General features: G+C 62.9%; 21 protein-coding genes. 8 read left to right on the top strand and 13 right to left on the bottom strand.

The genetic code is table 11. The features are described from left to right. Positions 1-40 precede the first annotated feature (40 nt). Complete coding sequence (locus tag RAS12_RS21235; RefSeq protein WP_306939911.1) at positions 41-373, bottom strand: type VI secretion system amidase immunity protein Tai4; 333 nt, start codon at positions 371-373, stop codon at positions 41-43. 56 nt (positions 374-429) lie between these two features. Between RAS12_RS21235 and RAS12_RS21230 the strand changes: the two genes are divergently transcribed. From RAS12_RS21230 to RAS12_RS21220, 3 genes are all read left to right on the top strand, one after another. Further along, the gene (locus tag RAS12_RS21230) at positions 430-906 is read left to right on the top strand and encodes a hypothetical protein (RefSeq protein WP_306939909.1); all 477 of its coding nucleotides are present in this window, start codon (positions 430-432) and stop codon (positions 904-906) included. A 185-nt stretch (positions 907-1,091) separates the two neighbouring features. Next, positions 1,092-1,490 (top strand): cupin domain-containing protein, encoded by a 399-nt coding sequence (locus RAS12_RS21225; RefSeq protein ID WP_306939907.1) that lies wholly within the window; start codon positions 1,092-1,094, stop codon positions 1,488-1,490. Between the two features lie 256 nt (positions 1,491-1,746). Then, positions 1,747-2,832: a zinc ribbon domain-containing protein gene (locus RAS12_RS21220; protein ID WP_306939905.1), complete on the top strand. Its 1,086-nt coding sequence runs from the start codon at positions 1,747-1,749 to the stop codon at positions 2,830-2,832. A gap of 47 nt (positions 2,833-2,879) precedes the next feature. Here the strand turns inward: RAS12_RS21220 and RAS12_RS21215 are convergent, their stop codons facing one another. From RAS12_RS21215 to RAS12_RS21185, 7 genes are all read right to left on the bottom strand, one after another. After that, complete coding sequence (locus tag RAS12_RS21215) at positions 2,880-3,392, bottom strand: hypothetical protein (protein ID WP_306939903.1); 513 nt, start codon at positions 3,390-3,392, stop codon at positions 2,880-2,882. A 126-nt stretch (positions 3,393-3,518) separates the two neighbouring features. Continuing rightward, on the bottom strand, positions 3,519-4,754 hold the full coding sequence (locus RAS12_RS21210) for an MFS transporter (protein ID WP_306939901.1): 1,236 nt from the start codon (positions 4,752-4,754) through the stop codon (positions 3,519-3,521). Positions 4,755-4,885: 131 nt separating this feature from the next. Next, positions 4,886-6,913, bottom strand: a complete 2,028-nt coding sequence (locus tag RAS12_RS21205; protein ID WP_306939899.1) for an acetyl-CoA carboxylase biotin carboxylase subunit — start codon at positions 6,911-6,913, stop codon at positions 4,886-4,888. Positions 6,914-6,975: 62 nt separating this feature from the next. Continuing rightward, positions 6,976-8,583 carry a carboxyl transferase domain-containing protein gene (locus tag RAS12_RS21200; RefSeq protein ID WP_306939898.1) on the bottom strand — a complete coding sequence of 536 codons (1,608 nt, stop codon included), beginning with the start codon at positions 8,581-8,583 and terminating at the stop codon, positions 6,976-6,978. Positions 8,584-8,813: 230 nt separating this feature from the next. Next, entirely contained in the window at positions 8,814-9,995 is a 1,182-nt protein-coding gene (locus tag RAS12_RS21195) for an acetyl-CoA C-acetyltransferase (protein ID WP_306939897.1), read from the bottom strand. A gap of 35 nt (positions 9,996-10,030) precedes the next feature. Then, a complete protein-coding gene (aceK, locus tag RAS12_RS21190) occupies positions 10,031-11,896 on the bottom strand; it encodes a bifunctional isocitrate dehydrogenase kinase/phosphatase (RefSeq protein WP_306939896.1) in 1,866 nt (621 codons plus the stop codon). Positions 11,897-11,920: 24 nt separating this feature from the next. Then, positions 11,921-13,099 (bottom strand): isovaleryl-CoA dehydrogenase, encoded by a 1,179-nt coding sequence (locus RAS12_RS21185; protein ID WP_306939894.1) that lies wholly within the window; start codon positions 13,097-13,099, stop codon positions 11,921-11,923. 246 nt (positions 13,100-13,345) lie between these two features. On the opposite strand from RAS12_RS21185, the gene RAS12_RS21180 reads away from it, so the two are divergent. Continuing rightward, positions 13,346-14,524: a M20 aminoacylase family protein gene (locus RAS12_RS21180; RefSeq protein ID WP_306939892.1), complete on the top strand. Its 1,179-nt coding sequence runs from the start codon at positions 13,346-13,348 to the stop codon at positions 14,522-14,524. 75 nt (positions 14,525-14,599) lie between these two features. Beyond that, positions 14,600-15,571 (top strand): Bug family tripartite tricarboxylate transporter substrate binding protein, encoded by a 972-nt coding sequence (locus RAS12_RS21175; protein WP_306939890.1) that lies wholly within the window; start codon positions 14,600-14,602, stop codon positions 15,569-15,571. Positions 15,572-15,684: 113 nt separating this feature from the next. Here RAS12_RS21175 and RAS12_RS21170 read toward each other — a convergent pair whose 3' ends face one another. Next, complete coding sequence (locus tag RAS12_RS21170; RefSeq protein WP_306939889.1) at positions 15,685-16,017, bottom strand: YnfA family protein; 333 nt, start codon at positions 16,015-16,017, stop codon at positions 15,685-15,687. Between the two features lie 10 nt (positions 16,018-16,027). Next, positions 16,028-16,408: a MerR family transcriptional regulator gene (locus tag RAS12_RS21165; RefSeq protein WP_088589798.1), complete on the bottom strand. Its 381-nt coding sequence runs from the start codon at positions 16,406-16,408 to the stop codon at positions 16,028-16,030. A 73-nt stretch (positions 16,409-16,481) separates the two neighbouring features. Between RAS12_RS21165 and RAS12_RS21160 the strand changes: the two genes are divergently transcribed. Further along, the gene (locus tag RAS12_RS21160) at positions 16,482-17,549 is read left to right on the top strand and encodes an MBL fold metallo-hydrolase (protein WP_306939883.1); all 1,068 of its coding nucleotides are present in this window, start codon (positions 16,482-16,484) and stop codon (positions 17,547-17,549) included. A gap of 5 nt (positions 17,550-17,554) precedes the next feature. Here the strand turns inward: RAS12_RS21160 and RAS12_RS21155 are convergent, their stop codons facing one another. Beyond that, positions 17,555-18,181 carry a LysE family translocator gene (locus tag RAS12_RS21155; RefSeq protein WP_306939881.1) on the bottom strand — a complete coding sequence of 209 codons (627 nt, stop codon included), beginning with the start codon at positions 18,179-18,181 and terminating at the stop codon, positions 17,555-17,557. Positions 18,182-18,299: 118 nt separating this feature from the next. Between RAS12_RS21155 and RAS12_RS21150 the strand changes: the two genes are divergently transcribed. Together RAS12_RS21150 and metC are read left to right on the top strand one after the other, a co-directional pair. After that, positions 18,300-19,034 carry a nitroreductase gene (locus tag RAS12_RS21150; RefSeq protein WP_306939879.1) on the top strand — a complete coding sequence of 245 codons (735 nt, stop codon included), beginning with the start codon at positions 18,300-18,302 and terminating at the stop codon, positions 19,032-19,034. Between the two features lie 83 nt (positions 19,035-19,117). Then, on the top strand, positions 19,118-20,311 hold the full coding sequence (gene metC, locus RAS12_RS21145; protein WP_306939878.1) for a cystathionine beta-lyase: 1,194 nt from the start codon (positions 19,118-19,120) through the stop codon (positions 20,309-20,311). A gap of 25 nt (positions 20,312-20,336) precedes the next feature. Here the strand turns inward: metC and RAS12_RS21140 are convergent, their stop codons facing one another. Together RAS12_RS21140 and RAS12_RS21135 are read right to left on the bottom strand one after the other, a co-directional pair. Further along, complete coding sequence (locus RAS12_RS21140; RefSeq protein WP_306939877.1) at positions 20,337-21,302, bottom strand: alpha/beta hydrolase; 966 nt, start codon at positions 21,300-21,302, stop codon at positions 20,337-20,339. After that, positions 21,281-22,510 carry an ABC transporter substrate-binding protein gene (locus RAS12_RS21135; protein ID WP_306939875.1) on the bottom strand — a complete coding sequence of 410 codons (1,230 nt, stop codon included), beginning with the start codon at positions 22,508-22,510 and terminating at the stop codon, positions 21,281-21,283. The genes RAS12_RS21140 and RAS12_RS21135 overlap by 22 nt, the downstream gene beginning before the upstream one ends. Between the last annotated feature and the right edge of the window lie 67 nt (positions 22,511-22,577).

The following is a 22,577-nucleotide window of genomic DNA, read 5'->3' as shown; positions in this document are numbered from 1 at the left end:
GTTGCGATGGCCGGCCCGCGGGCATCGACAGCGCGTGCAGTTATTTCTTTGCCGCCGGAGGACGATTGTCCTGCCGGTAAGTACGGTCGGGATTGATGACCACGCGCTTTGCCAAGGAATCCAGCTCCTTGCCGTGATAGAGATCCAGGCATTTCAGGAGATCGAACCGTATCCCTTTAATTTCTGCTTCGGCCAATGGGTTGTGATAATTGCGCGCTAGGTAGCGGTCGACTAGCGACTTGACCGCCTCAGGGCTTGCCTCCAGATCGTAGTAAGTCCAGTCCCGTAATGCGCTAACCGTACTTCCCGCATCAACGGCGGCATTCCTGTCATTCGCGTACGCGTCGGCATGTCGACCACGCCCGCTTCGCAAAAAGACTCCGCCCACAGCCCTATAAAATTCAGCAATCGTTTCCAGGCCCTTCCAGCATGGCACTTCCCCCAGAACCCTACCTTCCCCGCCGCATCGCCCCTATCGATACATGGCGAGTCGCCGGCCATGCCATCAAGGTCTATGGCATCCATCGCGATCCAAACCTGGCCGGCCCGATCTTTTCCGATACCGTTGCAACCTCTGTGCGCGCCGCCGTGCAAGACGTACTGGACGAGCATGCTGGTGACGAGCGCAGCCATGGCCTGGGATTCTGCATCGTGCACGTCGGGGAAGAGGCCGTCTGGCTGTTGGTGGATTGGTGGATGTCGGGCGGCATTGTGTGCCAGCGCATGTTGTCGGCGCCGCTGGCGCAGCCGGACAGCTTTTCCCTTGTCAACACACCGGCGCTGGCCTGCGTGTGGGAGCTGGTGATTACGGCGCACGAGCGCAATGCGTGGGTGCGGCACATGCTTACTGCTCATCCCGATGCGAACGCATATCTTGCAGACGTGCTGCCGCCGGGCCAATACTGAAGCTGGCGCTGCATCCTTCCCTTCTTGGAAAGACGCACGCGCCGGAAAATGTCCCTTGGCCGGCCGCTGACCCTTGGCCTCCCGGATACCCGCTACTGACCGGTCGTACCCCAAAAACTCAGCGCTTGTGCCTTGCCGGAATCCGTGTTTTTCTAGTGACGTGTGCCGCCCATTGGGGGATAGTCATGACAGCCGTTTCTCCGCAGAACCAGCGCTTTATGGTCAGTCATCTCAACGAAGATGACTTCGAGACGGGCGGGCTGCGCAGCTACTCGTCCTATCGGGACTTGGGAGTAGCAGCGGCCACCAATGGCATTGCCACCGCGCACGTGATTCGAATGGTCGCGCCGTTCTCAGAGAGCTTCAGCCAGCGGCACCATCACGATGTGCAGTTCCAGCTGATATACGTTCTTAAAGGCTGGTTTAGCAGCGAGTTCGAGGGCCAAGGCGTGCAGACCATGCGTGAAGGCTCGTGCTGGATACAGCCCCCCAATATCCGGCACACCGTCGTGGGATGGTCGGACGACTGTGAATTGCTTGAAGTCATTCTGCCAGCGCAACACGCTACCGTCGTTGACGAGTAGCGCCCTTCCAGAACCAAGTAACGAATCAGAAGCTGCCGGCGCACGGAGGGTAGCCGGATCAGCTGTTGTGGTCGTTAGGCGTTGTACGAGCTGGCTTGGTATTTCGTGCTCAGGAGCGCAAGCCTGCTTCTTTCTCGCAACGTACTCAGCAAATTCTTACCGGCTCATGGCATGCCGCGCGTGATGATCTAAGATCCTGCCAGAGTTTCGAGCCTTCGGCTCGGTGCGCTCAAACATGAAGAGGAAAAGAAGTCTCATGAGCAAGTCATTGCGTTTGTCTGAGAAATGGTTTCAGCGAGGGCTGTGGGTGGTCGCGCTGGTGTTCGCGAGCTTCTTGATCGGGCTTGGCGGAGCCGTGGTCGATGATCTGCCGCAGGTCGAGCGTCAGTTCTCGGTTGAAGACTTTATCGACAAGGCGGCTGTGGCGCCCTTGCGCGCGGAACTGACGCAGGCCGAACAGGCGGGCCGGAAAGCGGAGCGCGACCAAGAGCAGGCAGAGCTGAAGCTGCAAACCGCGAATCAGGCCAACGCGAATGCACGCGAGACTTTCGCCAACTGGCTGGCCACGCGTCATGCGACCAAGCAGCCGGACCAGGATGCTGAACTCATTGCGCGAACCAAGTCGCTGGATGCGCTCAAGACCAGCGTCGACAAGGCGCAGCAGCAGGTCGACGCGCAACAGCAGATCGCGCTGAATGCGCGTCAGGCGCAACAAGAGTTGCATCAGAAGATCGGTGTTTATGAAGAGGCCGCGCGTGAGAAGCTTTACGCGGAATACCGGCGCGTCGAACTTCGGGTGTTCCTGTACCGGCTTGCATTGACGCTGCCATTGCTGGTGGTGGCTGGCTGGCTCTTTGTGAAGAAGCGCAAGAGCACGTACTGGCCGTTTGTGTGGGGCTTTATTTTCTTCGCGTTGTTCGCATTCTTTGTGGAGCTCGTGCCCTATCTGCCCAGCTATGGCGGCTACGTGCGCTACATCGTGGGTATCGTGGTCACGGCATTGATTGGGCGCTACGCTATTCTTGCGCTCAACCGTTATCTTGCGCGGCAGCGGCTTGCCGAGGCGCAGCCTAATCAGGTGCGGCGTGAAGAGTTGAGCTATGACACGGCATTCGCCCGGCTCGCCAAGAATGTGTGCCCCGGTTGCGAGCGGCCTGTGGATCTGAAGGACCCGAAGATTGATTTTTGTTGCCACTGCGGCATCGGCCTGTTCGACCACTGCCGCGCTTGCGGTACGCGCAAGAGCGCGTTCTCGCGCTATTGCCATGCCTGCGGGTCTTCGGCCAAGCCGTCCGAGGATTCATCGGGCCCGGCGGCACCCGCGCAGGTGGTTGTTCAGTGATGTAGATCGCTGGTGGCGACCGATGCTGAGTTCGGTCGCCCTGGCGATCAACTACCCGGCGTCCGCGGAATAAGCCCCGCTTCCTGCAAGCGCCAGCGTGGAATCTGGTATTCATACGAGGCCGCTTCCAGCGTGTCGTATTGTTTGAACCAGGGGGCGACATGCTGGTCGATATCGGCGGGCAGCGTCGCCAGCCACGACGCCAATTCCTCTTGAGACGTCAGGGCGACGGACGCGCCGCTGGCAAAAGTGGGTTCGTCGACCAAGCCCTGCTCAGGCACCAGATAAGCGCGGCGGAACAGACGGCCTTTGTGCCAGACTTCCTGCGGCACATATACCGGCCATTCCCGCTCGTAAGGCACGGACGCGTACAAGGCCAACGAGACCAGCTGCCGGTTCTCAAACGATGCCTGGTAGCGAAGCAACTCTACGCCTTGCTCCACGTCACCCAGCGCACGCCATAGACAACGCTTGCGCTTCTTCTTCCAGCCTGCGAATGCGGGCTGCGGGCGCAACGTTTCCATGAAGCCTTTTTCGATCAGATCGAAATCCAGGGGCATATCGGTGTCCGGTGTTTTGGATGTGCGCCACATTCAACACGGATACGCCAGCCCACAGGTGGCAAATCATGACAAATGCAACGAAATCGGCGGAGCAGGCGGCTCCGCCTAAGACCAGACCAGCGCTCAGGTTGGCGCCGTCTCGTTGCCGTGCAGCGTCCTGAGCTTGCGCAGTTCCGGGAACCATCGCATCCACAGCCCTGCCACGGCGATGGTGCCCATGCCTCCGATCACCACGGCAGGAACCGCGCCAAACAGCTCTGCCGTCAGCCCGGACTCAAATTCTCCCAGCTGATTCGACGCGCCGATGAACAGCGTATTCACGGCGCTGACACGGCCCAGCATGTGATCGGGCGTATTCAGCTGCACCAGCGAAGAGCGCACCACCACGCTGACCGCATCTGCCGCGCCCAACAGCACCAGCGCGGCGACCGAAAGCGGTATGGACTTTGACAGGCCAAACACCGTTGTCGCCAAGCCGAACAGAATCAGCGAGCCGAACAGCAGGCGTCCCACGTGTTCGCCCAGGCTCAACCGGGCCAAGGTCAGCGACATCAGCGCCGCGCCGCAGGCGGGTGCGGCACGCAGGGCGCCCAGCGCCCATGGACCCGCGTCCAGGATGTCTTTGGCAAAGATGGGCAGCAAGGCGGTGGCTCCGCCCAGCAGCACCGCGAACAGGTCCAGCGACAAGGTACCCAGCAGCAAACGCCGCTGGAAGATAAAGGTGATGCCCGCGAACAAGGTGCGCCAGGTTGTGGGTTCTTTGGCGGGCGGTGCGCGCTGAATGACCAGCGTGGCAATCGACGCAAAGGCGGTCAGGTATAGCGCCGCCGCCACGCAATAAATCCACCCTGCTCCCAAGCCATAGCCAATGCCGCCCAGCGCCGGCCCGGCGATCTGCGCGATTTGTCCGCCGGAAGAAGCCAAGGCGGTCGCGCGGGGCAGCCACTCGCGCGGCACGACGGCCGGGATCAGCGTGGACAACGTGGGCGCTTCAAACGCCCGTGCCGAACTCATGATGATGATGGTGGCGTAGATCAAGGTCTTGCCGCCGACACCGTGCAGCGCAGCAATTGCCAGCACCAGCGTGGCCAGCGTTTCCAGCGCCATGCAGATGGCGACGATCTTGCGGCGGTCATAGCGGTCAGCCACGTGGCCCACCACCAGGGTGAGCGCTGCCATGGGCAGGAACTGCGCCAGACCAATCAGCCCCAGATCCATCGCGCTGCCGGACAGCGCGTAGATCTGCCAGCCCACCGCCACGGAGACGATCTGGAAAGCCAGCGACGCGCTGATGCGCGCGAACAGGAAATGCAGGAATGGGGGACTGGTAAGCGGACTGGGGGAGTCGGGGGCGGGCATGGGGGGCGTGCGCGACTGACGCGCGAACGGCGCCGGAATCGGCATTCTAGTAATAGCCAGCTGACGCGAAACTAAAGCGCCAGCTGGCGGTAGGGATTTTGCCGGAAGGCGGCGCGGTTTGGCGGGGTGGCCTAAGCGCCGATCGACACCAGTTCCGCGCCCTCGGTCACCTGGTCGCCCACGCTGTAGAACACCTCTTCGATCTTGCCGTCTGCGGTCGCAGAGATCGTGTGTTCCATCTTCATGGCTTCCATCACCAAGAGCGGCTGGCCTTTTTCCACGGTGTCGCCCGCCTTGACCGAGATCGAGATGATCTTGCCGGGCATCGGCGCTGTCAGGCCGCCGCCGTGCTCGCCCTGGGTGTCCTGGGCGTGCGCCAAGGGGTCGTACAGGTCCAGCACGTGCACGCCGTCGTCACCGAACACGTGGGCGCGGTCGGCATGCAGAACGACCGTGCCGGCGCTCTCATGGCCTTCCAGCGTGATGCGCAGTCCGTAAGCCAGATTCGGATTGGCGCTGGCATGGGCGCGCCACAGGAAGGGTTGCGGACCCGAACCGGAATCCAGCGTCCAGGCGCCGCCCTGGCGGGCGACGGTGACGCGGCGCGTTTCGCCGTTGTCCACCCATTGCAGATGACGATGGTATTGGTTGCCCAGGCGCCAGCCGTCGCGGGCATCCCACGGGTCGGACGGCCCCTTGGCTGGCGCCTGCGCGCCCGGTTGCGCCAGACCCTGGCGCACCAGCACGGCGGCCGAGGCCAGCGCCAGCGTCGCTGCGTTGGCGGCAGCGGGTTCCGGCAGCAGCGTTTCGCGTTGGCGTTCGATCAGACCGGTGTCCAGGTCGGCGGCCGCAAAGGCCGAGTCCTTCATCAGGCGCGACAGGAAGGCCACGTTGGTCTGCACGCCTACGGCCTGGGTTTGAGCCAGCGCTTGCAGCATGCGGGCGCGCGCCTGATCGCGGTCCGCGCCATGCACGATCAGCTTGGCGATCATGGGGTCGTAGAACGGGGTGATGGTGTCGCCCATGCGCACGCCGCCATCCACGCGGATATCGCCGTTGGCAAATGCCGTGTGAGGCGGCAGGCCCAGATAAGCCAAGGTGCCAATGGATGGCAGAAAGCCTTTCTCGGGATTCTCGGCGTAGATGCGCGCTTCGATGGCATGGCCGTTGATGCGCAGATCTTCCTGGCGAGCAGGCAGCGGCTGGCCAGCCGCCACGCGCAACTGCCATTCCACCAGGTCGTGTCCCGTGATCATTTCCGTGACGGGATGCTCGACCTGCAAGCGCGTATTCATTTCCATGAAGTAGAAGCGGCCGTCGGGTTCGGAAATGAACTCAACGGTGCCCGCGCCGACGTATCCCACGGCACGCGCGGCAGCAACTGCCGCTTCGCCCATGGCGCGGCGGCGCTCTTCCGTCATGCCGGGGGCCGGCGCTTCTTCAATGACTTTCTGGTGGCGGCGCTGCACCGAGCAATCGCGTTCGAACAGATAGACGCAGTTGCCATGCGTATCCGTAAACACCTGTATTTCAATGTGGCGCGGCTTTTGCAGATAGCGTTCGATCAGCACGCGGTCGTCGCCAAAGCTGGATGCGGCTTCACGTTGGCAGGACGCCAGGGCATCCAGGAACGCGCCAGACGATTCTACGACACGCATGCCCTTGCCGCCGCCGCCTGCGCTTGCCTTGATCAGCACGGGGTAGCCCATGGCGTCGGCCTGCGTCTTCAGGAATTGCGGGTCTTGGTTGTCGCCGTGGTAGCCGGGAACCAGCGGTACGCCGGCTTTTTCCATCAAGGTCTTGGCGGCTGATTTGCTGCCCATTGCGGCAATGGCGGATGCGGGCGGGCCAACGAAAGCAATACCGGCTTTTTCAGCGGCTTCGGCAAAGGCTTCGTTTTCCGATAGAAAACCGTAGCCGGGATGGATGGCGCCCGCGCCGGTATCCAGCGCGGCTTGCAGGATCGCGTCGCCGCGCAGGTAGCTGGCGCGCGGTTCCGAGCCACCGATGTAGACGGCCTGGTCGCAGGCGGCCACGTGGCGCGCATTGGCGTCCGCGTCCGAATACACCGCAACCGTGCGGATGCCCATCCGGCGGGCGGTAGCGGCAACGCGGCAGGCGATCTCGCCGCGGTTGGCAATCAGCAAAGTGTCGAACATGAATGTCATCCTGGCTGTAATTCTTCTTGATCTGCGGTGCAGCGAATGAAAGAGGGCTTCGCCTACATGCGGAAGACGCCGAACTTCGTGTCTTCGATGGGCGCATTCAGGGCGGCCGACAGCGCCAGGCCCAGCACGCGGCGCGTGTCTGCCGGCGCGATGATGCCGTCGTCCCACAGGCGCGCCGTGGCGTAGTACGGGTGACCTTCATGTTCGTACTGTTCGCGAATCGGCGTCTTGAACGCGTTCTCTTCGTCAGCCGACCACTTGCCGCCGCGGGCTTCGATGCCGTCGCGCTTGACCGTGGCCAAGACGCTGGCGGCTTGTTCGCCGCCCATCACCGAGATGCGGGCGTTGGGCCACATGAAGAGCATGCGCGGCGAATAGGCGCGGCCGCACATGCCGTAGTTGCCCGCGCCGAACGAACCGCCGATCAGCACGGTGAACTTCGGGACAGCGGCGGTGGCGACTGCCGTTACCATCTTGGCGCCGTGGCGCGCGATGCCTTCGTTTTCGTACTTGCGGCCCACCATGAAACCGGTGATGTTTTGTAGAAACACCAGCGGAATCTTGCGCTGCGCGCACAGTTCGATAAAGTGCGCGCCTTTTTGTGCGGACTCGGAAAACAGGATGCCGTTGTTGGCCACAATGCCAACAGGCATGCCTTGGATGTGCGCAAAGCCCGTCACCAGCGTGGGACCGAATCGCGCCTTGAACTCATCGAATTCCGAGCCGTCCACAATGCGCGCGATGACTTCACGCACGTCATAGGGCTTGCGCGTATCGGCGGGAATGATGCCGTTCAATTCGCTGGGATCAAAGCGCGGTTCGCGCACGGGAATCGTGGCCAGCGGCGCGGGCTTTTTGCGGTTCAGGCGTGCGACGGCATTGCGCGCCAATTGCAGCGCGTGCATGTCGTTGGCGGCCAGGTGATCCACCACGCCGGACAAGCGGGTGTGCACGTCGCCGCCGCCCAGATCTTCGGCGCTGACTTCTTCGCCGGTTGCGGCTTTAACGAGCGGCGGGCCGCCCAGAAAGATGGTGCCTTGGTTTTTGACGATGATGGACTCATCGCTCATGGCGGGCACATAGGCGCCGCCGGCGGTGCAGGAACCCATCACTACCGCGATCTGCGAGATACCTTGCGCAGACATCTGCGCCTGGTTGTAGAAGATGCGGCCGAAGTGTTCGCGGTCGGGGAATACTTCGTCTTGCTGCGGCAGGTTGGCGCCGCCCGAATCCACCAGATACACGCAGGGCAAATGGTTCTGCGCCGCGATCTCCTGCGCGCGCAAATGCTTTTTCACGGTCATCGGGTAGTACGTGCCGCCCTTGACCGTGGCGTCGTTGCACACGATGACGCACTCCGTGCCGGACACGCGGCCGATGCCGGTAATGACGCCCGCGCCCGGCGCATCGCCGTCATACATATCGTGTGCCGCCATCGGCGACAGTTCCAGGAACGGGGTGCCCGGATCGATCAGGTTTTCAACGCGGTCACGTGGCAGCAGCTTGCCGCGCGCCACGTGTTTGGCGCGTGCGGCTTCGCTTCCGCCCAGCGCGGTTTGCGCCAGTTTCTGATTCAGGTCATCCAGCTGCGCCTGCATGGCACGCGCATTGTCGGAGTAGTCCTGCGACCGCGGATTGATGCGGGATTCGATGATGGGCATGGGGTTCCACCCGTCCTGCTTGATTGGAAATTGAAGGCGCTCGTTGAGCGGTTTGTCTCGCTGCCCGGTGGGCCGGGCATGCTTGTAGATCTTGCTTGTATTGGTTTTCGTTGCGCCTTTCCTGCATCGCCCGCGGCCGACCCGCCGCAGTCAGTGCCATGCCGAAAAGGCGCAGCGAAAACCAGCTTGGAAGACGGGGGCAAACCCGGCTTCCAAGCCAGCCCCGGCCGTTAGACCATTTCGATTGCCATCGCCACGGCTTCGCCGCCGCCGATGCACAAGGTGGCCACGCCACGCTTGCCGCCGGTCTTGCGCAGCGCGCCAACCAGGGTGGCCATCAAACGAGCGCCGGAAGCGCCGATCGGGTGGCCCAGCGCGGTGGCGCCGCCATGGACGTTGACCTTGTCACGCGGCAACTTGAAGTCGGTCATGGCGGCCATGGTGACCACCGCGAAGGCTTCGTTGATTTCGTACAGGTCGACGTCTTCGGCTTTCCAGCCGGTCTTGGCGAACAGGTTCTTCAGCGCGCCCACGGGGGCGGTCGTGAACCAGCCCGGCTCTTGCGAGTGCTGGCTGTGGGCCACGATGCGGGCCAGCGGCTTCACGCCCAGCTTCTCGGCGGTAGAGGCGCGCATCAGCACCATGGCGGCGGCGCCGTCAGAGATCGACGACGAGTTGGCGGCGGTGATGGTGCCGTCTTTCTTGAACGCGGGTTTCAGCGTCGGGATTTTTTCCGGCATGGCCTTGGTGGGGGCCTCGTCGGTGTCGATCACGGTGTCGCCCTTGCGGCCGGCGACCGTCACAGGGGCGATTTCCCACTTGAAGGAACCGTCTTCGGTGGCGGCGCGGGCGCGGCGCAACGATTCCAGCGAAAACTCGTCTTGCTGCTCGCGGGTGAAGGAGTACTTGGCGGCGCAGTCTTCGGCGAATACGCCCATGGCCTTGCCCTTGTCGTAGGCGTCTTCCAGACCGTCCAACGCCATGTGGTCATACACGGTGTTGTGGCCGAAGCGGTAGCCTTGACGCGCCTTGAGCAGCAGGTACGGCGCGTTGCTCATGCTTTCCTGGCCGCCTGCGACGACGACTTCGGCGCTGCCGGCCATCAGCAGGTCATGGCCGAACATGGCGGCCTTCAGGCCCGAACCGCATACCTTGTGGATCGTGGTGCAAGCCACGCCCAACGGCAGGCCTGCGCCCAGCGCTGCCTGGCGGGCAGGCGCCTGGCCTTGGCCGGCTTGCAGCACGTTGCCCATGATGACTTCATCGACCTGCTCGGCCTTGATGCCGGCGCGTTCGATGGCGGCCTTGATGGCCACCGAGCCCAGCTCGTGCGCGGCCAGGCCGGACAAACTGCCCAGCATGCCGCCCATGGGCGTGCGGGCGACGGAAACGATAACGATGGGATCTGACATGACTAGCTCCTGTGAGGGTCGGGACAGCGTCTGGGTTACGGAACTGCGCGGTTGCCCGAAGGGCGCGCCGGTCGCAGGCGTCTGTCCGTATCGTAAGGGAAAAATTCTTCAATTCGGCCTTGCGCCACATGGGCGCGGCAGGCTTGCCACCAATCCGCGTTCAACAGGTCGGCGTGATGGCGCATGAAGGCGCCGCGCACGCGCGCGTCGCCCAGCAGAAAGCGGCCGAATTCTTCGGGAAAAACATCATTCGGTCCAACGGCGTACCAGGGTTCGGACGCCAATTCCGCTTCTTCATTGGGGGCGGGTGGAATGCGCCGGAAATTCATCTCGGTCATGCGCTGGATTTCGTCGTAGTCATAAAAGACGACCCGGCCCAGGCGCGTTACGCCGAAGTTCTTATAAAGCATGTCGCCGGGGAAAATATTGGCGGCCGCCAATTGGCGGATCGCGTCCCCGTATTCACGTACGGCGGGGTCCAGCAGCGCGTCGGACGCCTGCTGTAGATAGATATTCAGCGGCGTCATCCGGCGTTCGATGTACACGTGGCGGATGACTACGGTATCGCCGGATTCTTCGATCAGGCTGGGCACGAGCCGGCGCAACTCTTCCAGCAGAGCGGGTGCGAACCGGCTGCGCGGCAGCGCCACCTGCGAATACTCCCAGGTATCGGCCATGCGGCCCACGCGGTCATGCAGCTTCACCATTTGGTACTTGCGGCGCACGGTGGCGTGGTCCATGCCGTCTTTGTCGATACGGTCCTTGATCAGCTTGAACACGTAGGGGTAGGACGGCAGGGTAAACACGCACATCACCATGCCCTTGATGCCGGGCGCGATGTCGAAGGCGTCGCGGGAATGCGCCAGATGGTGCAGGAAATCGCGGTAGAACAGCGTCTTGCCCTGCTTTTGCAGGCCGATCATGGTGTAGAGCTCGGCCTTGGGCTTGCGCGGCAACAGCGTCGCCAGGAAGTTCACGACCGCGGCCGGCGTTTCCATGTCGACCAGGAAATAGGCGCGCGTGAAGCTGAACAGCGTGCTCAGGTCGTCCGCACCCAAGAGCAACGCGTCCAGCGTGACCTGCCCCGCCGGATTGCGCGTCAGCGCCACGGCAAAGGGGTAGACGGTGGTCTGGTTGATCAGGCGGCCAACGATGTAGGCGCCCTTGTTGCGAAAGAACAGCGAACCCAGGGCGTGGATCTGGCAATCGCTGGCGATGCGGCGGCCTACGTGGCGCGGCAATAGCGTGCGCAGTTGCTTGACCGCTGCGCGTGCCAACAGGCGCGTATCGCGGGGCAGGTCTTCGTACGGCAGGGCCAGTCCAAAATCCGCCACCATGCGGATCAGGCTTTTTTCCAGCCCGTCGGTCGCGGGGTAGTACACCCGGTACGACGGCGTGCTGCTGTCCAGGTATTCCGTCGCGACGGCGGGCCGGACAAAGAGAAAGTCGTTGTGAAAATAGTCGCGGTGGAGCAGCCGGCACGACACCGAGTTAAAGAAGGTCTCGGCACATTCGGGCTGGCGGTGGTCGCCCAGCAGACCCACGAATTCCTGCTTGATGTGCTGCCAGTAAGTAGTCTGCGCGTCGGTCAGCGATGGCGCCGCAGTCCCATTGGCGCCGGGATTGCCCAGCGCGCCTTCGGGTCGGCCGCGCAGCACATTTTCCAACTGGGTCGCGCATTCGCGCACCCGCATGTCGTAGTACTCGATGCGCTCGCGTGACAGGTGCTGAATACCGTGCCAGTCGCCGGATTCAAACAGCGCCTTGGCGCGCTGCGCGCTGTAGCGGAACAGCGCGTAGTGCCGGTCAAACCCCGCCAGAATCAGCTGCGCGACGGCCAGCGGCGATGGCCCCGGAGCGGGGGCCTGCTCGATATGCTGGACATCAGAGGTGCGGATCATGGCGGCGCGGACCGGATGTGTGGATCAGGCGGTTTCGTTGAACAGTTCGCGGCCGATCAGCATGCGGCGGATTTCGCTGGTGCCGGCGCCAATCTCATACAGCTTGGCGTCGCGCCACAGGCGTCCCACCGGATAGTCGTTGATGTAGCCGTTGCCGCCCAGGATCTGCACGCCCTCGCCCGCCATCCACGTGGCTTTTTCAGCGGTGTACAAAATCAGCGCGGCGCAGTCCTTGCGCACTTGGCGCACGTGGTCGGTGCCCAGTTTGTCCAGGTTCTTGCCCACTTGATAGCAAAAGGACCGGCTGGCTTGCAGGGTGGTGTACAGGTCTGCCACCTTGCCTTGAATCAGCTGGAATTCGCCGATGGCCTGGCCGAATTGCTTGCGGTCGTGGATATAGGGTACGACCACGTCCATCACGGCCTGCATGATGCCCAGTGGTCCGCCCGACAGCACGGCCCGTTCGTAGTCCAGACCGCTCATCAGCACCCTGACGCCGCCGTTGACCTGGCCCAGCACGTTTTCTTCGGGGATCTCGCAGTCCTGGAAGACGAGTTCGCCGGTGTGGCTGCCGCGCATGCCCAGCTTGTCCAGCTTCTGCGCCACCGAAAAGCCCTTGAAGCCCTTTTCCACCAGAAACGCGGTGATGCCGCGCTGGTGCGCTTCGGGGTCGGTCTTGGCGTAGACGACGAGTGTGTCGGCGTCAGGACCATTGGTGATCCACATCTTGGTGCCGTTCAGCACGTAGCGGTCGCCCTTCTTTTCGGCGCGCAGCTTCATGCTGACCACATCGGAACCGGCGCCCGGCTCGCTCATGGCCAAGGCGCCCACGTGTTCGCCGGAAATCAGCTTGGGCAGGTACTTGGCTTTCTGGGCCGCCGTGCCGTTGCGGTTGATCTGGTTCACGCACAGATTGGAGTGCGCGCCGTAGGACAGGCCCACCGAGGCGCTGGCGCGCGAGATCTCTTCCATCACGACCATATGGGCCAGATAACCCATGTTGGCGCCGCCGTATTCCTCATCGGCCGTCATGCCCAGCACGCCAAGCTCGCCGAATTTGCGCCAGAGATCCATGGGGAACTGGTCGCTGCGGTCCACTTCGGCCGCGCGCGGCGCGATTTCAGCCTGCGCAAAATTGCGCACGGCGTCGCGCAGCATGTCCAGGTCTTCGCCTAAGTCGAAGTTGAGGCCGGGAAGATTCATCGATGTCTCCGTGATAGTAGGTACTCACATTCTTATAGGCGCTTGCGATTAACGCTGCGCTGCCACTTGTGGCTCATGATGCGCCGATCAACCATCGCTGCGCAATGATGCACCGCAAATATTACGTTTACGTAAACGTAAATTGGAGTCGGGTTATCCCTAGGGAAATGGTCACTCCCCAGAGAGTAACGATGAGTAATATTCCAGCCGATCCCTGAATCTTGCCTCTGTGCAACGGAGTTTGCCGTGCTTGAACTGACCAATCTGGACGAAATTGTGGCGCTGCGGCGTGACATCCACATGCACCCCGAACTCTGCTACGAAGAGCATCGGACGGCCAAGGTGGTCGCGGACACGCTGCGGGGCTGGGGCATCGAAACGCATACAGGCATCGCCAAGACCGGTGTGGTCGGCGTCATCAAGCGCGGTACGTCTGACCGGGCCATCATGCTGCGCGCCGATATGGATGCCCTGCCCATGCAGGAAGAAAACCAATTCGAGCACCGCTCGCGCCACGACGGCAAGATGCACGGCTGTGGCCACGACGGCCATACCGCCATGCTGCTGGCCGCGGCCCATCATCTGCAAACCGCTGGCGGCTTCGACGGCACCGTGTATCTGTGTTTTCAGCCGGCCGAAGAAGGCGGTGCAGGCGGCCGCGCGATGATTCAGGACGGACTGTTCACGCGTTTTCCTTGTGAAGCGGTTTTCGGGATGCACAACTGGCCGGGTCTGCCGGCCGGCTCCTTTGGCGTTTGCAGCGGCCCGATGATGGCAGCGGCCAATGGCTTCAAGATCACCGTCAAGGGCAAGGGCGGCCACGCCGCCGCGCCGCAGGATTGCAATGACCCGGTGCCTGCGCTGTTTGCCATCGGCCAATCGCTGCAAACCATTCTGACGCGCAGCAAGCGTCCGCTGGATGCCGCCGTGTTGTCGATCACGCAGGTGCAGGCTGGCGGCAGCGTCATCAACGTCATTCCGAATACGGCGTGGCTGGGTGGCTCGGTGCGCGCCTACCGCACGGAAGTGGTGGACCTGATTGAACGCCGCATGAACGAGATCGCCGGCAACATCGCCGCGGCCCACGGCTGCGAAGCCGACGTGTTCTTCGAGCGCCGCTACCCCGCGCTCGTCAACACCGTGGCCGAGACCGAATTCTGCATGGACGTCATGCGCGACGTCGTGGGCGAAGATCGCGCGCTGACGATCGAGCCTGCCATGGCGTCGGAAGACTTCGCCTTCCTGCTGCAAGAAAAACCCGGCTGCTATGTGTTCCTGGGCAATGGCGATGGCGAGCATCGCATGGCGGGCCACGGCCTGGGTCCTTGCATGCTGCACAACGCCAGCTATGACTTCAATGATTCTTTGATTCCGGCGGGCGCGTCGTACTGGGTTCGCCTGGCGCAACGCTACCTTGCGGCCTGATCGCCGCGCTCGCCTGATGTGCTTCACGTTTCACGCTTTACCAAACGCAGTGCTACGCAACATCACTAGGACAATATGAAAAAGAAGACATTGCTGATCAAGGCCGCGGGGGCGGCCCTGGCAATCATGGCAAGCGGCGCGATGGCCCAAAACTGGCCTGCCAAGCCCATCACTTTGGTTGTGCCCTACACCGCCGGCGGCAGCGCCGATGCAATCGGGCGCCGCCTGGGCGACGCGTTGCGCAAGGAAGCCAACGTTACCGTTATCGTTGAAAACAAGCCGGGCGCAGGCGCTTCGGTAGGCACCGATTTCGTGGCCCGCGCGCAGCCGGACGGCACGACTCTGTTGCTGGCTTCCACCAGCCCGCTGACCATCTTCCCGCATCTGGCCAAGACCAATTACGACCCGATGAAAGACCTGACGCCGGTGGCCAGCGTGGCCGTGGCGCCGGTTGCCATCGTTGCGACCAAGGCGCTGCCGGTCAAAGACTTTGCGGGCCTGGTGGAATACGCCAAGGCCAACCCGGACGGCGTGCGTTATGGCACGCCCGGCCAGGGCACCGTTGCCCATATCGGCATGGCCGCTGTGACGACGCAAACCGGCACCAAGATGCTGCACGTGCCTTACCGCGGCAACAGCCAGGCGCTGACCGACGGCCTGGGCGGCGTGATCGAACTGCTGGTGGTCAACAGCGACGTGGTGTTGCCGCATGTGGCAAACGGCGCGCTGCGGCCCCTGGCCGTGATGGCGCCGCAACGTCTGGCCGCGTGGCCGGATGTGCCGACGATGGCCGAGCTGAAGCTGCCGCAAGCGCAGTACTTCTCGAACTTCGGCATCTTCGCGCCCGCCAATTTGCCGCCGGCCGTGTCCCAGCCTTTGCAGGCCGCATTGGCCAAGGCCGTTGCCAGCCCCGAATTCCAGGAACTGCTGGCCAAGTCGTACCTGCAACCGGGTACGGCATCGGGTGATGCGTTTGTGAAGCAGGTTCAGGCCGAATTCACGAATAACGCCCGCATCATCAAAGAAGGCAACATCAAGGCCGAATAAGCCTGTCAGCAATGCGGAGGGTGTTGTGGCTGCGTCTGCTGCAATGCCCTTCCCGCATGACGGGCTTCGCGTGGAGGGGCGGCGTGATGGATGCGCCTTCCTCCGCGCGCATCCTACGTGCCGCGCGGTCCGAACATGATGACCAGCATGCCGGCCAGACACAGGCCCACGCCCAGCCAATCGCTCATGCTTGGCCGAACGCCGTCCACCGCCCACAGCCACAGCAACGCCATCCCGATGTACACGCCGCCATAGGCGGCGTAGACGCGGCCCGATGCGGTGGGATGCAAAGTCAGCAGCCACGCGAAGAGCGCGAGGCTCGCGGCCGCTGGCGCAAGCAGCCAGATGGAATGGCCTTTGCGCAGCCACAGATAAGGCAGATAGCAGCCGATGATTTCGGCCAGCGCCGTCAGGATGAATAACGCGACGGTTTGCAGGGCGCCCACTGGACCCGCCTTAAGGTTTCTGCGCCAGCAGCACGCGGCATTCGCGTTCCTGCTGTGCGATCTCTTGCAAAGTGTCTTCGATGTCGCGGCGTTGCTGTTCCAGCGTGGCGCGATGCTGTTCCAACACGCTCAAATACTGGCGCAACTGCACCTCGGTATCCCCCGGCCCGTCGTACATATCGATCAAGGTCAGGATTTCGGACAATTGCAGCCCTAAGCGCTTGCCGCGCAATGCCAGTTTCAGGCGCGTGCGGTCACGCGGCCCGAAGATGCGGTTGCGGCCCTCGCGCGCCGGGCTGACGATCCCCTGGTCTTCATAGAAGCGGATCGTGCGGGGCGTAACGTCGAACTCGCGGGAGAGTTCAGAGATGGTCCAGGTTGACGAGGGCATGCGGCGTGTGGCAGTTTACGTAAACGTAAATTATGATGACTTGACGTGAACGTCAAGCGTGGAGCGAGAGGCAATGAACCCGAACGAACAGAAGCTGCAATACCCCTGGGCAGATTTCCAGCCCGAAGCCGGCCATGCGCATGTCGTGGCGGACGGGGTGAAATGGATACGGATGCCGTTGCCATTCGCGCTGGATCATATCAACCTCTGGTTGCTGCGCGACAACATCGACGGCCGCGACGGCTGGACCATCGTGGACTGCGGCATCTCGCGCGACGAGGTCAAGACGCTATGGGAAGACGTCTTCAAGAACGAACTTGAAGGGTTGCCGGTTCTGCGCGTGCTGGTCACGCACATGCACCCCGACCACATCGGTCTGGCCTATTGGCTCTGTGAGCGTTGGAATGCCCGGTTGTGGATGACGATGACGGACTTCATGGTGGCATCGCTGTGGTCGTCGCGCCGTAGTCAGACGGGGGGCGGCCCGGGCGGGCAATCGGCGGTCGAGCATTTTGCCCGCCACGGTTTGACCGACCCTGACGCGCAAGAGCAGATCCGCCAGCGCGCCAATTATTTTCCGAACCTCGTACCCGCAGTGCCGGCGCATTACACGCGCATCATGCACGGCGATCAGGTCCGCATCGGCGGGCGCGACTGGCGCGTGATCGTCGGTTACGGCCATGCGCCGGAACACGCGTCCTTGTATTCGCCCGATGTGAACGTGGTGATCTCAGGCGACATGGTGCTGCCGCGCATTTCCACCAACGTCAGCGTGTTCGACTACGAGCCGGACGCCAACCCCCTGCCCTTGTATCTGCGTTCGCTGGACGGCTACGACGGCCTGCCGGACGACACCCTGGTGCTGCCTTCGCATGGCCGGCCGTTCAAGGGTTTGCACGAGCGCATCGCGCAACAGCACGAGCATCACCGCGACCGCCTGGCGGAAGTGCTGGAGGCTTGCGCGGCGGCGCCGCAATCAACCACCGATATCCTGCCCGTGTTGTTCAAGCGGAAGCTGGATTTGCATCAGCTGACATTCGCCATGGGCGAGGCGCTGGCGCATCTGCATGCCCTGTATTTCGATGGCAAATTGACGCGCGCGACGGGTGCGGATGGCATCGTGCGTTTCAGCGCGGCCTGATGCTCCTACCGCGTCGCCGTCGCCAGCTTCACCGCCAGTCCCACAAACACCAGCGCGGCGATGCGGTTCAACCAGCGCTTGGCCGTCACCGAGCGCTGGAGCAGTTCACCAAAGGCGCCTGAGAAGAACGCGATGGCGCCGAACACCAGCAAGGTCGACACCATGAATACCGCGCCCAGCTGCATGGTCTGGATGCCGACCGAACCTAGCGCGGGCGACGTGAACTGCGGCAGAAAGGCGAAGAAGAACAACAGCACTTTCGGGTTGGTCAGATTCATCACGATGCCGCGGCGGTACAGCGCGCTGGCTTTGAGCGGCTCGGGGCGCTTGCCGGTTTCGGACTCGACCGGGGCACGCAAGATCTGCCATGCCAGGTAAGCCAGATACGCGGCCCCTGCCAGTTTGAGCACGGTAAAGGCATGTGGCGACGCCGCGAACACGGCGGCAAGCCCTAGCGCCACGGCAGCGGTGTGGCCCAGCAAACCCGTGCACAGTCCAAGCACCACCAGCATTCCTGCCTTGCGTCCCCAGATTGCCGATTGCATCAGCACGAACAGATTGTCCGGCCCGGGAGTCAAGGCCAGCAGCACGGCAATGCCGAAGAATGCGATCAGGGTGTCAAAGGGCAGCATGGAGTTTGGTCTGGACGGGGCCGCGACAGGCAGCCGGAAATGGCATCATAAGGGCAAAGTCCGCTCGGCCGACGAGCGCTGCGGGCGTCCTGCGCCCACCTCTGGAGACACATAAACCATGGCCCAAGATGCCGCTCACGACCTTCCGCTTGATCAAGGTGCGCCGCAATTGAACGACAGCAAGTCCGACAGCGCATTGGAGTCCTGGCTGCTGGCTCGGCATAGCTGCCGGGCCTTCCTGCCTGAACCCGTGCCACGCGACACGATCGAACGCATTTTGACTCTGGCGGCGCGCACAGCGTCATGGTGCAACTGCCAACCCTGGCAGGTGGCGATTACCGAAGGCGCGGGCACAGAGCGGCTGCGCACTGCGCTGCAAACCCGAGCGGATCAAACCGGCTTCACGCCCGATTTCCCCTTTCCGCGCGAATACCGCAATGAATACCTGGCGCGTCGACGCGAATCAGGTTTCCAGCTGTACGGCGCGGTGGGCGTGGCGCGCGGCGATCGCGAAGCCTATCGCCGCCAGGAAATGCGCAATTTCCAGCTGTTCGACGCGCCGCATGTGGCCATCATTACGACGGACGAAGCGCTGGGCGAATACGGCGCCATGGACTGCGGCGGATATGTCGCCAACTTCCTGCTGGCGGCCCAGGCCAACGGCGTGGCCACCGTCGCGCAGGCTTCGCTGGCCATGTACCCGGAAGTGCTGCGCCAAGTGCTGGGCATTCCGGCAGACCGCCGAATTGTCTGCGGCATTTCGTTTGGATATGCGGATGCCGAACACCCGGCCAACAGCTACCGCACGCGCCGCGCCGAGCTGACTGAAACCGTGACCTGGGTCGGTGACTGAGGACAGCTTGCCCCGCGCCTGATATGGTTCACCCTGTCCGCCCTGGCCACGGCCTTGTTCATACTTAAGCAGTACCACTGAAGATGACCACCAAACACATCGATACGGTTTTGCAGCACGCGGGCACCGCCCCGTTCAATCCCGAAACCGGCACCGCGCCCGTGCCGCTGCCTCCGATGCGCGCCAGCACCGTGCGCTTCGAGAACCTCGCCGCGCTGGAACAGGCGCAACGCAGCAAAGCGGCTGGCGGGCGCGCCACCACCTACGGCCGCATGGGCATGGACACGCATGCCGCGCTGGAAGAAGTCTTCACGCAGCTGGAAGGTGGCACGCATTGCTACCTGGCATCCTCGGGCCTGTCGGCAATGACCATGGTCATGCTGGCCCTCTGCTCGGCAGGCGACCACGCCCTGATTTCAGACTGCGTGTATGGTCCGATGCGCGAGCTGGACGATGCGGTGCTCAGCCGTCTGAACATCGACATCACCTACTTCTCGGCTGACGAAGATCTTGAACCGCTGGTGCGCCCGAACACCAAGCTGCTGTATGTCGAGTCGCCCGGATCGCTGCTGTTCGAGATGCTGGACATGGGCGCCATGGCGGCATTCGCGCAAAGCCACAATCTGGTGCTGGCTACGGACAACACCTGGGGCTCGGGTTATATCTATCGTCCGCTGACGCTGGGCGCGCAAGTGTCGATCATTGCTGGCACCAAATATGTGGGCGGCCATTCCGATCTGATGCTGGGCGCGGTTGTCACCAATGATGAAGCCATCGCCCGCAAGCTGAACCGCACGCAGTATGCAATGGGGTACTCCATCAGCGCCGATGACGCGTGGCTGGCCTTGCGCGGCGTGCGGACCATGCCGATCCGCATGGCCCAACATTCGCGCCATGCTTTGCAAGTGTGTGAGTTTTTGAAGAGCCGTCCTGAAACGGTGCGGCTGTTCCATCCGGCATGGCCGGAAGATCCCGGCCATGCGCTGTGGCAACGTGATTGCACGGGGTCCAATGGCATGTTGTCCGTTGAACTGCGTCTGTCGCCCGCCGCAGCGCGTGAATTTGTCGACGCGCTGGTGCTGTTTGGCATCGGCTTCTCGTGGGGCGGCTACGAAAGCCTGGTGCAGCTGGTGTCGCCCAAGGACTTGTCCAAGCATGCCTATTGGGGCGAAGGCGAGAACGCGCTGGTCCGCCTGCACATCGGCTTGGAATCACCCGACGACATCATTGCCGATCTGACCCAGGCGCTGGATAAGGCGTCGGCGGTCCAAGGCTGATACGGCCTTAACGCGCGCGGCGCCTTCAGCGCGCCGCGCTGCGTATCCAGGCCCCGATGCGCGCAGCGATATCATCGCTGTTGTCGTCCATCATCGGCATATGTGAATTGCCCGCAATACCCATGTCGGCCAGACGCCATGTGTCCACGCGGCCGCCCTGCCGCGCAAGATCCCGGGCATAGTCCGCGCCGTTTGCGCACAGCTTTGTCCAGAGCGGCGTGGCGTCCAGATAATCGCCATAGACAAACAGGAACGGCTTGTCTGCCACGCAGGCGGCCTCGACCTGACTGGAAAAACCCGACGGTTCGATACCGATTACCCCGCGCACCAGATCGGGCCGGGCATGCAGCGCCCGGTAGGCCACTTCGCCGCCGTGGCTGTGGGCAATCACCAGGCACGGTCCAACCCGGTCCAGCACGGCGCAGAAGCCTTGCAAGGCGGCATCGTTGTTGCCCAGCCAGCGCGGCACGGCCAGCCGGATGAAGGTGTCGAATGCTGCGACCGGAAAACGTTGCCCCGCGAACGCGCGACGCGCCTCGAAATCCGCGGCGGCGCCAAACCTGAACAACGACCAGCTTTCTTCGGCGTTGCGGATGATGGGCGGCTCGGGCCAAACCTGCTCGAATGGCGCCCAGCCGGCGCGGCCGCGCTCCACGTTGTCCACGACATACACCGCATGGCCCTGGCGCAAAAAGTGCTGCACCCAGCCCGGCCGCCCATCGGGCGTCTGCTCCCACATCGTGCCCGTCATGCCGCCGCCATGCAGCAACACGATGGGCAGCGGATGCGCCAGCCGGGCCGGTATGAAGTACTGCACATAGGCCTGCTCGAAGTGATACAGGCCATTGGGGTCATAAGACAGCGACGCGCTTTGCGTGAAGGCGATCTCGCGCTTGGGCAGGCCGTCTATACGAACTGGCCTGCCCCCTGCATAGAAGCTGCCAAAGTCGGCCAGCGTCAATGCATTGCTCATTGCTTGACCAGCGGGCATTGGCTTTCCGACAGCGGCCAGACCAGCGTGTCGCCAGGAATGGTGCGCACGATGTTGTAGTAGTCCCAAGGCGCCTTGGATTGTTCCGGCGTCTTGACCTGCGCCAGCATCATGTCGCGCACGACCAGACCATCCGCGCGGATATGCGCATTCAGGCTGAAGGGATCATCGATAGGCAGCGACTTCATCTTGGCCATGACAGCGTCGGCATCCACCGTGCCCGCAGCCTTCACCGCTTGCAGATAGTGGCGCACAGAACTGTAGACGCCGGCTTGCAGGAAGGTGGGCGGACGTCCGACGCGGGCTTCGAACTTCTTGGTGAAGGCGCGCGTGCCGTCGTTCATGTCCCAATACGATGGCACGGTCAGATAGGTTTTCTGAGCAGCTTGCAGCCCAAGGCTGTGCACGTCGGTGATCAGCAACAGCATGGCCGCCAACTGCTGCGAGCCGCCTATGCCGAATTCCGCTGCCTGCTTGATGGCCGAGATAGTGTCGCCGCCTGCATTCGCAATGGCGATGATCTGCGCTTTGGACCCCTGCGCCTGCAATAAGAATGAGGCAAAGTCCGATGCGTTCAGCGGGTGAAACACGGTGCCGACCACTTCACCGCCGTTCGCGCGCACAACCGTTTCGGTGTCTGCCGCCAGTTGTTTGCCGAAGGCGTAATCGGACGCCAGAATGAACCAGCGTTTGTTGCCCTCATTGACGACGGCGGTGGCCGTGCCGCGCGACAACGCATACGTGGTGTAGGTCCACTGCACGCCATAAGGTGAGCATTGCGCCTGCGACAGCGCAGTCGTGCCGGGGCTGGAGAACAGCACCAGCTTCTTCTTTTCCCGTGCAATGCCTTGCACGGCGAGCGCGACCGACGAATTCGGCACGTCCACCACGACGTCCACGCCGTCAGTGTCATACCACTTGCGGACCATGCTGCTGCCGATGTCGGGACGATGCTGGTGGTCGCCTGACACGAGCGAGATCGGCTTGCCCAGCAGGGTGCCGCCCATTTCTTCGATAGCAAGCTTGGCGGCTTCCACCGATCCTTTGCCCGTGGCGTCGGCAGTGACGCCCGCCATGTCCGTCAGCACGCCGATCTTGACGCCGTCCGCCGAGTTGGCGTGGGAAGTGATGGCGCTGAACGCGAGGCATAGGCCCAGACCCAGGCCGACGCTCAACGCCGCGCGGCTGCGCAGGAATTGCTGTTTCATTTGTCTTCCACCCGTTTGATGCCGTCGATGCGGCGAATTCTTGTGGGGAAAGTGTAGCGTGGGCACC

The organism is Achromobacter seleniivolatilans (assembly GCF_030864005.1).
GTDB lineage: Bacteria > Pseudomonadota > Gammaproteobacteria > Burkholderiales > Burkholderiaceae_B > Achromobacter > Achromobacter seleniivolatilans.
The sequence above is the reverse complement of the archived record's forward strand: the minus strand, read 5'-3'. Positions and strand labels throughout refer to the sequence as shown.

Excerpts from the sequence above, each read along its gene's own strand:
- RAS12_RS21230 (WP_306939909.1), top strand. The coding sequence starts at position 430 with ATGGCACTTCCCCCAGAACCCTACCTTCCCCGCCGCATCGCCCCTATC.
- RAS12_RS21225 (WP_306939907.1), top strand. The coding sequence starts at position 1,092 with ATGACAGCCGTTTCTCCGCAGAACCAGCGCTTTATGGTCAGTCATCTC.
- RAS12_RS21220 (WP_306939905.1), top strand. The coding sequence starts at position 1,747 with ATGAGCAAGTCATTGCGTTTGTCTGAGAAATGGTTTCAGCGAGGGCTG.
- RAS12_RS21215 (WP_306939903.1), bottom strand. The coding sequence starts at position 3,392 with ATGCCCCTGGATTTCGATCTGATCGAAAAAGGCTTCATGGAAACGTTG.
- RAS12_RS21210 (WP_306939901.1), bottom strand. The coding sequence starts at position 4,754 with ATGCCCGCCCCCGACTCCCCCAGTCCGCTTACCAGTCCCCCATTCCTG.
- RAS12_RS21205 (WP_306939899.1), bottom strand. The coding sequence starts at position 6,913 with ATGTTCGACACTTTGCTGATTGCCAACCGCGGCGAGATCGCCTGCCGC.
- RAS12_RS21200 (WP_306939898.1), bottom strand. The coding sequence starts at position 8,583 with ATGCCCATCATCGAATCCCGCATCAATCCGCGGTCGCAGGACTACTCC.
- RAS12_RS21195 (WP_306939897.1), bottom strand. The coding sequence starts at position 9,995 with ATGTCAGATCCCATCGTTATCGTTTCCGTCGCCCGCACGCCCATGGGC.
- aceK (WP_306939896.1), bottom strand. The coding sequence starts at position 11,896 with ATGATCCGCACCTCTGATGTCCAGCATATCGAGCAGGCCCCCGCTCCG.
- RAS12_RS21185 (WP_306939894.1), bottom strand. The coding sequence starts at position 13,099 with ATGAATCTTCCCGGCCTCAACTTCGACTTAGGCGAAGACCTGGACATG.
- RAS12_RS21175 (WP_306939890.1), top strand. The coding sequence starts at position 14,600 with ATGAAAAAGAAGACATTGCTGATCAAGGCCGCGGGGGCGGCCCTGGCA.
- RAS12_RS21165 (WP_088589798.1), bottom strand. The coding sequence starts at position 16,408 with ATGCCCTCGTCAACCTGGACCATCTCTGAACTCTCCCGCGAGTTCGAC.
- RAS12_RS21160 (WP_306939883.1), top strand. The coding sequence starts at position 16,482 with ATGAACCCGAACGAACAGAAGCTGCAATACCCCTGGGCAGATTTCCAG.
- RAS12_RS21155 (WP_306939881.1), bottom strand. The coding sequence starts at position 18,181 with ATGCTGCCCTTTGACACCCTGATCGCATTCTTCGGCATTGCCGTGCTG.
- RAS12_RS21150 (WP_306939879.1), top strand. The coding sequence starts at position 18,300 with ATGGCCCAAGATGCCGCTCACGACCTTCCGCTTGATCAAGGTGCGCCG.
- metC (WP_306939878.1), top strand. The coding sequence starts at position 19,118 with ATGACCACCAAACACATCGATACGGTTTTGCAGCACGCGGGCACCGCC.
- RAS12_RS21140 (WP_306939877.1), bottom strand. The coding sequence starts at position 21,302 with ATGCCCGCTGGTCAAGCAATGAGCAATGCATTGACGCTGGCCGACTTT.
- RAS12_RS21135 (WP_306939875.1), bottom strand. The coding sequence starts at position 22,510 with ATGAAACAGCAATTCCTGCGCAGCCGCGCGGCGTTGAGCGTCGGCCTG.